Origin of the sequence: Streptomyces sp. PsTaAH-124 (assembly GCF_000373685.1) — a bacterium.
Lineage (GTDB): Bacteria > Actinomycetota > Actinomycetes > Streptomycetales > Streptomycetaceae > Streptomyces > Streptomyces andamanensis.
Genome location: NZ_KB892191.1, coordinates 276,872 through 290,221, shown reverse-complemented (window position 1 = coordinate 290,221; position 13,350 = coordinate 276,872). Strand labels below are relative to the sequence as shown.

The following is a 13,350-nucleotide window of genomic DNA, read 5'->3' as shown; positions in this document are numbered from 1 at the left end:
GCGAGCGGGCCGCCGAACTCCCGGCGCCCGGCCCCGCGTTGGTGGTCCAAGGAAAGACACCCCGCTTCCCGCGGGGAGATGCAGGTGCAAGGCCTGCCCAACGCTCCCGCGCACAGGCCCCCGTCCGGTGTCCCGGCGGGGGCCCGCTCCTCGGTCCGCGGTGTCCTACGGCTCCAGCAGGACCGGCAGCTCGAACAGGTCGTTCTGGGTCACCACCGGCTTGTGGCGCAGCTCGGCGGCCGGCACCGCGAGGTCCAGGCGCGGGAAGCGGGCGTACAGCGCGGGCAGCGCCACCCCCGCCTCCAGCCGGGACAGTGCCGCCCCCGGGCACACGTGCGGGCCGTGCCCGAAGGAGATGTGCCGGTTGGCGCCCACCTCGCGGGTGATGTCGAAGTCGCCCGCGCTCGGGCCGTGCGCCTGCTCGTCGCGGCCTATCGCGCCGTAGGAGACGATCAGCGCGTCCCCGGCCGGGATCACCTTGTCGCCGACCGGGACGTCCTCGGTGGCGAACCGGATCAGCACGTGCGAGGTGGGCGTCGACCAGCGCAGGGTCTCCTCGATCACCGCCGGCCAGTCGGCCGCGCCGGACAGCACCAGCGCGCGCTGCTCGGGGTGCGTGGAGAGGTTGACCACCGCGTTCACGATCAGCGAGATCGTCGTCTCGTGCCCCGCGGCCACCATCAGCTGGAGGGTGGAGACGATCTCCGCGTCGGTGAGGCGGTCACCGTCCTCGGAGGCCAGCACGAGCGCGCTGGTCAGGTCGTCGCCCGGCGCGGCCCGCTTGGCGGCCACCGTCTCGCCCATGATCTGCGCCAGCTCGGTCAGCGTGGCGACGACCTCCTCGGGCGGCGTCTGGGTGGAGAAGAACTTCTCGAACAGCACCTTCAGCCGGGGCAGCCGGTCCGTCTCGATGCCCATCAGGTCCGCGACGACGTACATCGGCAGCGGATAGGCGAAGGCCGCCTTCAGATCGACGCTGCCGCCGTCGGCGGGGAGGGCGTCCAGCAGCTCCTGGGTGAGCTGCTCGATGCGCCCGCGCATCCGCTCCACCCGGCGCGGGGTCAGCGCCTGCGCCACCAGCGTGCGCAGCCTGCGGTGCTCGGCGCCGTCCACCGTGAGCATCGAACGGCCCGGGTTGGCCAGGCCGATCAGCGGCCAGTCGGCCGGGATCTCCCCACGCCGCCAGGCCCCCCACACCTCGATGTCCTTCACCAGCCGGGGATCGGTCAGCAGGGCCCGCGCCTCGGCGTGCCGGGTGACGGCCCACACCGGGACACCGCCCGGCAGCTCCACGGCCGCCAGCGGACCGGCCGCGCGCAGCCGGGCGCTCTCGCCGTCCAGGTCGGTGACGAAGGGATCCAGGGCGATGCGCGTGCCGTCGGTCGTCGTCTCTTCGGTGCCGGTCGTCATCGTGACGTGCCTTTCAGGGCAGGGGTCGGGGTGAACCGCACGGGCAGTTCCGTCAGCCCCCGCAGCCAGGGCGAGGGCCGACGCGTCAGGGAGTCGGCGCTCTGCGCCAGATCGATGTCCGGCAGCCGGTCCAGCACCACCTCGATGCCCGTGCGCGCGATCACCTCGGCGACCTCCTGCGCGGGGAACGGACAGCGGTGCTCACCGTGACCGAAGGAGAAGTGCGCGTTGTTGCCGCCGGTCAGCGCCGAACCGTGGGTGCGCACCTGGGGGTCGGAGTTGGCGCCCTGGAGACCGAGCAGCAGCAGATCACCGGCGCGGATGCGCCGCCCGCCGAGCTGGGTGTCGCGGGCGGCCCAGCGCCCGGCCACGTTCTGCGTGGGCGTGTCCTCCCACAGCACCTCGTTCATGGCCTCCGCGACGCTGTTGCGCCCGCCGAACAGGGAGGCGGCGAACCGCTCGTCGGTCAGCATCAGGCGCAGCGAGTTGCCGATCCAGTCGGCGGTCGGCTGGTGGCCGGCCGCCAGCATCACCATCAGGTCCTGGGCGACCTCCTCCTCGGTGAAGCCGCCGGTGTCGGCCAGCATCCGCGAGGCCACGTCGTCCGCGGGCCGCTCCCGGCGCTCGGCGAGCAACTGCGCCATGGAACGGGCCAGATGCGTCTGGCCCGCGATGGCGCGCTCCCGGCCGTCGATCATGTCGTTGAGCGCGGTCACCAGGGCCGGGCCCTCCTCGTCGGAGAACCCGTACAGCCGGGCGAGGACCCGCACCGGCAGCAGCATCGCGTAGTCGGCGACCAGGTCGGCGGTGCCCTCGGCGCACACCGCGTCGATCAGCTCGTCGGCGAACCGCTCGGCGTGGCGCCGCAGTTCGGCCGGTTCCACCGCCTCCAGGGCGTTGCTGATCATCGCGGCGCGCTCGCGGTGCCGCTCACCGACCGTGTAGAGGATCGACGGCTGCCGGTGGCCGATCATCGGCAGCAGCGGCCAGTCGCCGGGGATGTTCTCCCACTGGTTCCACAGCTCGGAGTCCCGGCTGAACAGCACCGGATCACCGGTCACCTGGTGCAGCTCGCGGTAGCCCAGCACCAGCCACGCCGGTACGTCCCCGTCGAGCAGTACCGGGGTGACGGCACCGTGGTCGCGCCGCATCTCCCGGTACAGGACGGCGGGTTCGGTCTGGAACCGGGGGCCGCTGAGCGGAACGGCGTCGGGGATCACACGAACTCCTGTCGGGGCGGGGCCGCAGGCGCGGCCCGTCCGGCGTAGTGGTCCTTGAGGTGCTGCACCAGGGTGATCAGCACCTGCTTGCTGGACTCCCGGGCGCGGGCGTCGCAGTTCACCAGCGGCACCCGCGGATCCAGGTCGAGCGCGTCGCGGATCGCCGCGTGCGAGTGGGCCGGGCCGCCGAAGTCGTTGCACGCCACGATGAACGGCGTGCCGTGGTGCTCCAGGCGGTCGATGGCGTACCAGGAGTCGCCGATGCGGCGGGTGTCGACGAGGACGACCGCGCCGAGCGTGCCGGAGAACAGCCGGTCCCACAGGAACCAGAACCGCTCCTGGCCGGGGGCGCCGAACAGGTACAGCACATTGTGCGCGTCCAGGGTGATGCGGCCGAAGTCGAAGGCGACGGTCGTCGCGGACTTGCCGCGCACCCCGCTGACGTCGTCGATCGCCTCGCCCGCCTGCGTCATCGTCTCCTCGGTGTTGAGGGGACGGATCTCGCTGACGGAGCGGACCAGGGTGGTCTTGCCGACGCCGAAACCGCCCACGACGACGATCTTCAGACCGTTGTCGGCGGAGGCACCCAACGGGGTGCGGGCGTCAGAGGTTGCGGAGTCCAACGAGCACCTGCTCCAGGATGTCGGGGTCGAGAACGGCGGACTTGCGCGGATGGCGGGCACTGACACGGCCCGCCGCCAGCAGGTCGCACAGCAGCACCTTGGTGATGCTCACGGGCAGCCGCAGCTCCGCGGCGATCTCCACCACGGCCGTGGGGAACGCGGCCAGCCGCAGGATCGCGGTGTGCTCCGACTGCATCCCGGGCGCCGGCTCGGACTCCGCGACGACCAGGGTGACCAGGTCGAACGGGTTGTCCGGGCCGGAGCTGGTGCGTCCGCCGGTGATGGTGTAGAGACGGTCCGGGGCGTCGTCCCTGCCGGGCCTGCTCATGACGTACGGGGCTGGGCCGTCAGATACTCGCCGAGCTGCTCCACCAGTTCGCTCATGTTGTGCCCGACGAGGCCGGCGTCCGCGTCCTCGGTGGTGACGACCGCCAGATGGGCGCCCTGGCCGGCCTCCACGATGAACAGCACCCCGCCGTAGAACTCGGTCATCGCCGAGCGCACCCCGCCGGTGCCGTCGCCGAACTCGGCGGACGCGCCGTGCGAGAGCGACTGGATGCCGGCGGCGATGGCGGCGAGCTGGTCGGCCTGGTCGACCGTCAGCTCCGGGGTGCGGCACAGCTTCAGTCCGTCACGGGACAGCACGAGCGCGTGCCGCGCGCCCGGGGTCCGCTCCAACAGGCCCTCCAGGAGCCAGGTGAGCTGGTCGTCGGCGGTGGTCTGGCCGGTCATGAGGTGGCGTCGCCTTCCGGGTGCGCGGTGGGGTGGGAGGGGAGGTCGGCCGGTGCCGGGGGAGCGGTGGCGTCGCCCCCGTCCGGCTGCGGTCCGGTGGCCGGTCCGGGAGCCGCCGCGTGGTCGGCGGCTCCGGGGCGCACGGCCTGGCGGAAGCTGCCGAAGCGGGCGGCGCGGGTCTTGACGTCCTCGGCCGCGGCGGCGGGGCGCGGCGCCGGGGTCCGTGCCGTGTTCCGGGTCCGCTCGGCGTCGGCGAGCGTGCGGCCCCTGCGCCGCTTGGGCAGCGCGACGGGCCATTCGGCGGTGTCGCCGTCCGTGCCGTCCGGCACGCTCTCGTGCACGGGCGCGGGATCGCCGGAGGCGGGCGCGGTGGACGCGGCGGGTACGGAGGGTTCGGCGGCCGGGGCGTCGTCCGGGGCCGTCGGACGGGCGGTGTCCCCACCGGTCGCGGCGCTCTCGGCGGTCGCGGTGCTCCCGGCGCCGGGGATGTCGCGCGCGGGCGCGGCCGCGGGCCGCACGGGAGCCGAGGGAGCGGACGGGGCCGAGGGGGAGGCGACGGGGCTCGTGAGGATGTCCTGCGGGATCAGCATCAGCACGCCCGTGCCGCCCCGCGCGGACGGCCGGAAGGACACCTTCAGGCCGTACTTGAGCGCCAGACGCCCCACGACGGCGAGCCCGAGCCGGGTGCCGGTCAGACCGCCCAGCTCCGAGACGTCGCCCGCGACGGCCCGCTCGGCGCGGCGCAACTGCACCTCGCCCATCACCAGACCGCTGTCCTCCACGGACAGGATGACACCCGCGGGCACCTCCTCCACATAGACGTGCACCTCGGAGGTGGGCGGGGAGAAGTTGGCGGCGTTGTCGAGGAGTTCGGCGAGCGCGTGCATCACGCCCTCGGCGGCGTGCCCGGCGACGGCGGTCTCGCTGGCCGCGTGCACCCGCACCCGGCGGTAGGCGCTGATGCGCCCCATCGCACCGCGCAGGATCGACTCCATGGCGATGGGCCGCGCCCAGCGCCGCCCCGAACGCGCGCCGGTCAGCACGGCGACCGAGTCGGCCAGACGGCCCGCCTGCGCCGTGCGGTGGTCCAGGTGCAGCAGATCGGCGAGGACGTCCTCGTCCGAGTGGCGCTCCTCCATGGCCCGCAGGTCGGCGAGCATGGCGGTGGTCAGCGCCTGCATACGGCCGGCCGCGTTGGAGGTCGCGGAGATCGCCGCGTCCCGGGCCCGGTGCGCCCGCTCCAGCTCACCGGTGAGCCGGGCGTTGTCCTGCGCGAGCCGGTCGGTCTCGCGTGCCGCGCCCTCCTCGGCGCGGACCCGCTCGTGCGCGAGGGACTCGGCGAACTCGGCGCGCTGCCAGCTCAGTTCGTCGATCAGGTGCTGTCGCTCCCGCTGCGCCTCCTCGGCGGTGCGGTGCCGCTCCTGGGCCAGGCGCTCGGCGTCCTGGGTGACCGTGTGCAGGCGGCGCCGCAGCGAACGGGCGGTCCGGCCGGCGCGTACGGCCCAGAACACGGCGGCCACCAGGACGACGGACGCGAGCCCCGCCCCCCAGGCCAGGGGCGTGCGCACCGAGGCGGGCGCCGCCGGGACCGTGCCCGCGACCACGGCGGCGCACACGAGCGCGGTGGCGGCGGGAAGGGGCACGAGAGTACGGACGGCGGATCGCTCGCCGTGCGGGGAGGGGGCGGTCATCAATCGGGTCCTCGGGTGGCCGCCGCTCGGTCGAGAACGGCCCTCGTTCGGGTCCTGGAACAGGCCCTGGCTGGTGACAGGTGACACGTGCTGCTCAACTGTCGGTCACTATACGAGCTTTGGTGATCAAATTGGAAAGCCCGGGTCCGATTGTCCGTTCCGGACGGTCACTTCCGTCCCATCAGGAGCGTCCGCGCCACCCTGTCCGGCGCGGCGGCGGACCGCGATCATCGCCACGTCGTCGCCGAGCCGACCGCCGGTGTGCGCGATCAGGTCGCGCCGGACATGGTCGAGCAGCGCCTGCGGGGCGCTCCCGGCCCACTGCGCGGCGCGTTCCGCCAGCGGGTAGAAGACGCCCCGGCGGTCGCGCGCCTCGACCACCCCGTCGGTGTACAGGAGCAGGGTGTCGCCCGGACCGAAGGGCAGCACGTCCACGGTGGAACCGCCGGGAGCGGTCAGCCCGACCCCGAGCGGGGGAGCGGGACTCAGGTCGGGGACGCTCACCCGGCCGTCCGGACCGAGCAGCAGCGGCGCCACATGCCCGCAGCTGGTCATCCGTACGACCGGGTCGTCGTCCGGGACCTCCAGCAGCAGAGCGGTCACGAACCGCTCCCCGGACTCCTCCTCCGGTTCGAAGTCGGCGAGGTAGCGGGTGACGCTGCGCTCCAGGGAGGCGGCGAGCGAGGGCAGGGCGGTGTGCTGGTGGGCGGCCTCGCGGAAGGCGCCGAGCAGCAGCGCCGCCTCCCCGATCGCCGGCAGTCCCTTGCCGCGCACGTCACCGATCATCAGCCGGGCCCCGCCGCCGGTGCGGGCCGCCGCGTACAGATCGCCCCCGATCGACGCCTCGTCCTCCGCGGCCAAGTAGAGCGAGGCGAGCCGCACCGGGCCCAGCCGCTGCGGCAGCGGCCACAGCAGCACCCGCTGGGCGGCCTCGGCCACCGAGCGCACCTGCGCCAGTTCGCGCCGCCGCCGGTCGCGCACCAGGCACAGGGCCACGATCAGCACGGAGAGCAGCGCGAGCGCCACCACCTGCACCAGCAGGTTGCGGGACAGCAGGAGGTCGGAGCGCCAGCCGATGAACGCCTGCGCCGCCACGGCCAGCGCCCCCACACAGCCGGTCGTCCACGGGCCCTCGGCCCACGCGGTGATCGCGGGCGCGATCACCAGCAGCGGGCCGAGGACGATGTCGGACGGGGTCACGATGTCGAACACGGTGATCAGCCCGACGAGCACGACGGCGGTCAGCAGCAGCGCATGACGCCACCGCCGCGGCTGCGCGCGGCCCATGAAGCGTCCCTGCCAGGCACTCACGCCTCCACCCTGCACCGCGCCCGCACGCCCCCGCACCTCGGGAATGCCGCGGGAACACGTCGGCCACCCGTTTCCCCGGACGCCTGCCCGAGCGGCCGCCGTTGCCCAGGGCCTGTCGTCACATTGCCGTCGTCCGCGCGGAGGGCGGGTCCCGCGGCGTCAGGTGCGTGCTCCGGGGGTCCCCCTGCGCGAAGAGCTCGGGGGAGCGTGCATGGCGTCGTGAGGCAGGCGGGGATCTGATGACAGGCCCTAGCATGGGGCGATCACAAGGACTTGTCCTGGGGAGGGACCGCCATGCGACTGCCCGGCTCCGGAGCGCGGCGGATCCGGTCCGGGGCCGCGACCGGCGCGCGCCGCGGCCGTGCCGGCCTGGTCGTGGCCGGTCTCGTCCTGGCGCTCGCGGGGGCCTGGGCGTACGCCCGCGGTCCGCGCGCCGGGCGGGCCGCGGACGCCGGGCCGCCGCACACCACCGTCGAGGTGTCCTCGGGCGGCTGCGGGCGCGGCTGGGACGAACCGGTGCCCGGCGTCCAGGTCTTCGACCTGCGCAACACCTCCGACCGGGCCGCCGAGGCGTATCTGGAGGACTCGCGCAGCCACGCCGTGTACGGCGAGGTCGAGGGCATCGGTCCGGGCACCACCCGGAGCCTGACCGTGCGCGTCGGCAAGGGCTCCTACACGTTCCGCTGCCTGCTGGAGGACGCCGACGCGGTCACCGGGCCCACGGTCCGCGTGGCGAGCGGGCGCGGCGGCCCGGCCGCGGCCCCCGTCACCCAGCACGACCTGATCCCCCCGGCGCTCGACTACCAGAAGTGGATCGCGGGCGCGCTGGAGGAGACCGTACGGCTGACCGGGCGACTGCGGGACGCCGTCGACCGCGGCGACCTCGCGGCGGCCCGCACCGCCTGGCTGCCCGCGCACGAGCAGTACGAGCGGCTCGGAGCGGCCTACGATGCCTTCGGCGACGCCGACGGACGGATCAACGGCACCGACGCGGGCCTGCCGGGCGGCGTCCACGACCCGTCCTTCGGCGGCTTCCACCGGATCGAGTACGGCCTGTGGCACGGCGAGGGCGCGCGTACCCTGCGGGCCCCGGCCGCCGCCCTGGTGCGGGAGGTCACCGCACTGCGCGACGACTGGGCGCAGGCCCGGATGGACCCGGCCCAGCTCGGGCTGCGCGCCCACGAGATCCTGGAGAACACCGTGCAGTTCGAGCTGACCGGCCGCACCGACTACGGCAGCGGCACCAATCTCGCCACCGCCCGCGCCAACCTGGACGGCACCCGCGCGGTCCTGTCCCGGCTGCGCCCGCTGCTCGCCTCCCGCCACGCCGTGCCGGGCGGCCTGGACCGGGCCATGGACCGGGCCGCGAACCTCCTCGACGGCTTCCGGCACGGGGACCGGTGGACGCCGCTGGACCGGCTCACCCGCCCGCAGCGGGAGCGGGCCGACGCCGTGCTGGGCGACCTGGTCGAACGGCTGGCGTCCGTGGCCACCCTGTGCGACCCGCGGAGGACCTCATGAGGCGCGGGGAGCGCACGGACCGGGCCGCGGGGGCCGGGCGGCCGGAACGGGAGGCGGACGGCGGGGGAGCGCGCGAGAGGGTGGGACGGCGCCGGTTCCTGCGGGGTGCGGCTCTGGCCGGTGCCGGACTCGCCTCGGGCGGTGCGGCCCGCGGCGCCGGACCGGCTCCCGGCGCGGGGCCGTGGAACGGCACACCCGCCGTGCCGTTCCACGGCCCGCACCAGCGGGCCGTGCTGGCGGCCCCGCGCCGCTCCACCGTGTTCGCGTCCTTCGACGTCACCGCCGACGGCCGGGCGGAGCTGGCCGACCTGATGCGCACCCTGACCGACCGGGCCCGCTTCCTCACCACCGGCGGCACACCCCCGCCGGCCGGGATCACCGCGCCGCCCGCGGACTCCGGGGTCCTCGGCGGCTCGCTGCCCCCGGGCGCGCTGGCCGTGACCCTCGGCGTCGGCGCCTCGCTCTTCGACGACCGCTTCGGGCTCGCCGCCGCGCGTCCGCGCCGGCTGACCGCCATGCCGTCCTTCCCGGACGACGACCTCAGGCCCGACTGGTGCCACGGCGACCTCAGCCTCCAGCTGCACGCCGACGAGACGGACACCGTCCTGCACGCGCTGCGCGACATCGCCCGCCACACCCGGGGCGCGATGCAGGTGCGCTGGCGGCTGGACGGCTTCGCCGCCCCGCCCCGCCCCTCCGGCACCCCGCGCAACCTGATGGGCTTCAAGGACGGCACGGCCAACCCGGACGCCGGCGACGCCCGGGAGATGGACCGCCTGGTGTGGGTCGGCCGGGGCGCGGGCGAACCGCCGTGGGCGACCGGCGGCAGCTATCAGGCCGTCCGGCTGATCCGCATGCTGGTGGAGTTCTGGGACCGGGTCGCCCTCACCGAGCAGGAACGCATGTTCGGCCGGGTCCGGGAGACCGGCGCACCCCTGGACGGCGACCTCGAGGACGACACGCCCCACTACGCGGACGACCCCAAGGGCGACGTGATCCCGCTGGACGCCCACATCCGCCGCGCCAACCCGCGCACCGCCGAGACCGAGGACCAGCGCATCCTGCGCCGTGCCCACAACTACGACCGTGGCACGGACAGCAACGGCAACCTCGACATGGGCCTGCTCTTCTGCTGCTACCAGCGCGATCTCGCCCGCCAGTTCGAGACCGTGCAGAAGCGCCTGGAGGGCGAACCGCTGACCGACTACATCTCACCGTTCGGCGGCGGCTACTTCTACGTCCTGCCCGGCGTACGCGACGAACGGGACTGGTACGGGCGCGCGCTGCTGACCTGAGAACACCGGCCCCCCGGCGGCGGTTTCGCTCCGCCGTTCGGTCAATACCCGGTCAAGAATGGGCTCGGCGTGACTGACCCGGTGCCCCCTCCCGCGTCATCATGGCTGCTCCGCCACGCCGCCCGCGCGGCGGAGCGGCCCGGTCCGTACGCCGCGGCCACGATCCTGCCCGGAGGGTGAACTCACATGGCCAGCAGGGGAAGAAGAGCAACGATGCGGAACCTGGGGGCGCTCGCCGGCGCCGCCGCGCTCACCGTGCTGGGCGGCGCCGCCCCCGGCTGGGCCGCGTCCCCCACACCGGACGGGCACCGGCCCCCCGCCACCCCGATCGAGCACGTCGTCGTCCTCTTCGACGAGAACATCTCCTTCGACCACTACTTCGCCACCTATCCGCGGGCCGCGGGCACCGACGGCACGAGGTTCACCGCGTCGCGCAGGACCCCGAAGGACATCGACACCCTGGCGCACGCCGGGCTGCTGGAGCACAACCCCAACCAGTACACGCCCAAGCGGCTCGGCCCCGACCAGGCCGTCACCTGCGACCAGAACCACTCCTACGGCCCCGAGCAGTACGCGTACAACGGCGGCAGGGCCGACCGGTTCGTGCAGAACACCGAGGTCGACAAGTGCAGCGGCGGCCTGTTCGGCGAGCCCGGCCTCGTCATGGACTACTACGACGGCAACACCGTCACCGCGATGTGGAACTACGCGCAGCACTACGCGCTCAGCGACCGCTCCTTCGGCTCGAACTACGGCCCCTCCACACCCGGAGCCATCAACCTGGCCTCCGGGCAGACGCACGGCATCGTCTCCGTCGACCCGGCCTCCGGCACCGAGAACCCGAAGCAGACGGCCACCCCCGACCCGTCCGTGGTCAAGTCGCCCGACGCCGACGGCGTGGGCACGATGATCAACGACCCGGACCCGGCCTTCGACGACTGCTCCGGCAAGAACCACACCTCCAGCGCCGCGCTCGCCGTGATGAAGGGCCGCACCATCGGCGACCTGCTCAACCGGGCGCACCTCAGCTGGGGCTGGTTCCAGGGCGGCTTCCGCCCGTCCACCGCCTGGAGCGGCGAGCAGGGCGAGTACGCCCGCTGCGACACCGCGCACGCCAACGTCGGCGGCGCCCGGGTCGTCGACTACAGCCCGCACCACAACCCGTTCGCGTACTACCGGACGACGGCCAACCCGCACCACCTGCCGCCGAAGAACGTCGCCGAGATCGGCCACGACGGCCGGGCCAACCACAACTACGACCTGACCGACCTCTCCGCCGCGCTGACGGCGGGCCGTCTCCCGGCCGTCAGCTTCGTCAAGGCGCCCTCCTACCAGGACGGGCACGCCGGATACTCCGACCCGCTCGACGAACAGCACTTCCTGGTCGACCAGATCAACGCGATCCAGCGCTCCCCGCAGTGGCGCTCCACCGCCGTGATCATCGCCTACGACGACTCCGACGGCTGGTACGACCACGCCTACGCCCCGGTGCGCAACGGCTCCACGGACACCTCGGCCGGCTCCAACGGCAAGGCCACCGACAGCCCCGCCTGCCAGGCCGGGCCCCCCGCGGCCGGCGGCTACCTGGACCGGTGCGGCCCCGGCACCCGCCAGCCGCTGCTGGTCGTCTCCCCGTACAGCAAGGTCAACCAGGTCGACCACACCCAGACCGACCAGGCGTCGATCATCCGGTTCATCGAGGACAACTGGCACACCGGGCGCATCGGCGACCACTCCTTCGACGCGACGGCGGGCTCGCTCGCGGGCATGTTCGACTTCAAGCACCCCAACAACGCGCAGGTGCTGCTGAACCGGGACGGTTCGGTCAGGTCGGTCGGGCCGATCCGCGTGGTGGCGCCGAGGGCGGCCGCCGTCACGGCCGGTGCGGCGTTCGAGAACGCGGCCGCGACCACCGGCGCCTCCGCCTTCCCGGCCCTGCCGGTCGGTCTCGGCGCGGGCGCGCTGCTTGCCTTGGGCGCCACCGGGACGTACGTCGCGCTGCGCCGCAGGCGCCGGAACGCCCTCTGAGGTCCGGGCGGCCCCGACGCGCCGGACCGCCCCGCCGGTGGTGGCGGGGCGGCCCGGTCCGTCGTGCGCGGGAGTCAGGGCTGGAGGGGCATCGTGAAGCAGTTGGACGGGGCCGCCCTGCCCTCCAGGCGGTCGGTGAGCCAGGACACGGCGGTGCCCTGGTCGGTGAGCAGCGGACCGAAGTGGTTGAGCAGGGGACTGACGACGTTCGGGAGGACGACCGGCGCGTAGGTGACGTCGGCGCCCTTGCGGCACCAGTCGACGGCGAGTTGCCGCGCCTGGCCGTGCGGCACCAGGTTGTCGCTGACGCCGGTGGCCACCCGGACGGGCCCGGCGGGCTTGAGCCGGCCGATGCGCTGGGTGTCCAGGAAGCCCTGGAGGACGGGGTTGGCGCCGATGATGTCGCTCAGCGACTGCCCGTCGGTCGTCCACTTGGTGCTCTTGGCGTAGCCGTAGTGCAGGATCGCGTCGCCCACGCACATGGTCGACAGGTCCTCCAGGGCCGCCTTGCCCGCGGAGTTGAGATGGGCCTCGGCGATCGGCCGTAGCTCCGGGTCGGTCTGGAGGAAGCCGTTGAGGGACCAGCCGAGGGCGCCGGCCAGTTCGCTGCCGTCGATGCCCTTGGTGACCTCGGTCAGGTTCGCGGGCGGCGCGCCGGAGTAGGTGCCCGCGAGGGCGACGTCCGGGGCGTAGGAGGGCTGGAGTTCGGCGGCCGCGGCGGTCGCGCCGCCGCCCTGGCTGTAGCCGAACAGCCCGACGCGCGAGTCCGCGGTCACCGAGGTGCCCGCAACCGTGCGCGCGGCCCGTGCGGCGTCCAGGACGGCGTGCGCCCCGTCGATCCGGTTGACGTAGGTGTGCAGCCGGTCGGTGGCGCCCAGGCCGACGTAGTCGGTGACGACGACCGCGGTGCCCTGGGCCAGCAGCCGGTAGACGGACAGGTCCTCGTAACCGATCGACACCGTCTCGCCGTTGAACGCCAGCGGGTGCTCCAGGCCCAGTGAGGCCGCGCACTGGTCGCCCTGGCCCATGGTGCCCGGGGCGACGACGACGAGCGGGCGCGGGCCGCCGCCCTTCCAGCGGGCGGTGGGTTCGATGTAGGCGCCGGTGACGGCCACGGGCGCGCCGTTGGCGTCGGTCGACTTGTACATCAGGCGGGTGGCGCGGCCCGGCAGCGGGCCGTGCAGGCTGGGCAGGCTCAGCGCGAGCGGCAGCGGCTCGGTGCGGACCAGGGTGCCGTCGGCGGCGGGGAGTTCGGCGGGCGGGTCGTAGAACTCCGGGATGGTGACGCCCCGGGACACCACGGGGGCGGAACCGGTGGCCGCCGCGGCGGGCAGGGCCTGGGCCGCGAGGCACGAGGCGGCGGCAGCGGCGACCGCCGCGGCGAGCAGCCGTCTGGACGCGGGCATGGGGAACCTCCTGGGGTGAGGCCGGGCGCGCGGGTGGGGGTGTGACGGAAGGAGACCGTACCCAGGTGCTGTTACCGCGGGTAGCAGGCGGTAGGTTACGGTTCAGTAACTTA

The 13,350-nt window shown here is 74.2% G+C and carries 11 protein-coding genes; 3 read left to right on the top strand and 8 right to left on the bottom strand.

All coding sequences use genetic code 11. The features are described 5' to 3' along the window. Positions 1-165 precede the first annotated feature (165 nt). From B086_RS0128820 to B086_RS41075, 7 genes are all read right to left on the bottom strand, one after another. A complete protein-coding gene (locus tag B086_RS0128820) occupies positions 166-1,410 on the bottom strand; it encodes a cytochrome P450 family protein (protein ID WP_018569912.1) in 1,245 nt (414 codons plus the stop codon). Further along, positions 1,407-2,630 carry a cytochrome P450 gene (locus B086_RS0128815; RefSeq protein WP_018569911.1) on the bottom strand — a complete coding sequence of 408 codons (1,224 nt, stop codon included), beginning with the start codon at positions 2,628-2,630 and terminating at the stop codon, positions 1,407-1,409. The genes B086_RS0128820 and B086_RS0128815 overlap by 4 nt, the downstream gene beginning before the upstream one ends. Continuing rightward, on the bottom strand, positions 2,627-3,253 hold the full coding sequence (locus tag B086_RS0128810) for a GTP-binding protein (RefSeq protein WP_234029393.1): 627 nt from the start codon (positions 3,251-3,253) through the stop codon (positions 2,627-2,629). The genes B086_RS0128815 and B086_RS0128810 overlap by 4 nt, the downstream gene beginning before the upstream one ends. Beyond that, on the bottom strand, positions 3,234-3,581 hold the full coding sequence (locus tag B086_RS0128805) for a DUF742 domain-containing protein (protein WP_018569909.1): 348 nt from the start codon (positions 3,579-3,581) through the stop codon (positions 3,234-3,236). The genes B086_RS0128810 and B086_RS0128805 overlap by 20 nt, the downstream gene beginning before the upstream one ends. Beyond that, positions 3,578-3,985, bottom strand: a complete 408-nt coding sequence (locus B086_RS0128800) for a roadblock/LC7 domain-containing protein (RefSeq protein WP_018569908.1) — start codon at positions 3,983-3,985, stop codon at positions 3,578-3,580. The genes B086_RS0128805 and B086_RS0128800 overlap by 4 nt, the downstream gene beginning before the upstream one ends. Further along, positions 3,982-5,676 (bottom strand): sensor histidine kinase, encoded by a 1,695-nt coding sequence (locus tag B086_RS0128795; RefSeq protein WP_018569907.1) that lies wholly within the window; start codon positions 5,674-5,676, stop codon positions 3,982-3,984. The genes B086_RS0128800 and B086_RS0128795 overlap by 4 nt, the downstream gene beginning before the upstream one ends. Positions 5,677-5,802: 126 nt before the next feature. Continuing rightward, a complete protein-coding gene (locus B086_RS41075; RefSeq protein WP_018569906.1) occupies positions 5,803-6,963 on the bottom strand; it encodes a PP2C family protein-serine/threonine phosphatase in 1,161 nt (386 codons plus the stop codon). A gap of 318 nt (positions 6,964-7,281) precedes the next feature. Here B086_RS41075 and B086_RS0128785 point away from each other — a divergent pair, with 318 nt between their 5' ends. From B086_RS0128785 to B086_RS0128775, 3 genes are all read left to right on the top strand, one after another. Beyond that, entirely contained in the window at positions 7,282-8,508 is a 1,227-nt protein-coding gene (locus B086_RS0128785) for an EfeM/EfeO family lipoprotein (protein ID WP_018569905.1), read from the top strand. Beyond that, positions 8,505-9,803, top strand: coding sequence for an iron uptake transporter deferrochelatase/peroxidase subunit (efeB, locus tag B086_RS0128780; RefSeq protein WP_018569904.1), 1,299 nt, complete (start codon positions 8,505-8,507; stop codon positions 9,801-9,803). The genes B086_RS0128785 and efeB overlap by 4 nt, the downstream gene beginning before the upstream one ends. Before the next feature lie 213 nt (positions 9,804-10,016). Further along, positions 10,017-11,831 (top strand): phospholipase C, encoded by a 1,815-nt coding sequence (locus tag B086_RS0128775; RefSeq protein ID WP_018569903.1) that lies wholly within the window; start codon positions 10,017-10,019, stop codon positions 11,829-11,831. Positions 11,832-11,905: 74 nt separating this feature from the next. Here B086_RS0128775 and B086_RS0128770 read toward each other — a convergent pair whose 3' ends face one another. After that, positions 11,906-13,237: a lipase family protein gene (locus B086_RS0128770; RefSeq protein ID WP_018569902.1), complete on the bottom strand. Its 1,332-nt coding sequence runs from the start codon at positions 13,235-13,237 to the stop codon at positions 11,906-11,908. Positions 13,238-13,350: the final 113 nt, after the last annotated feature.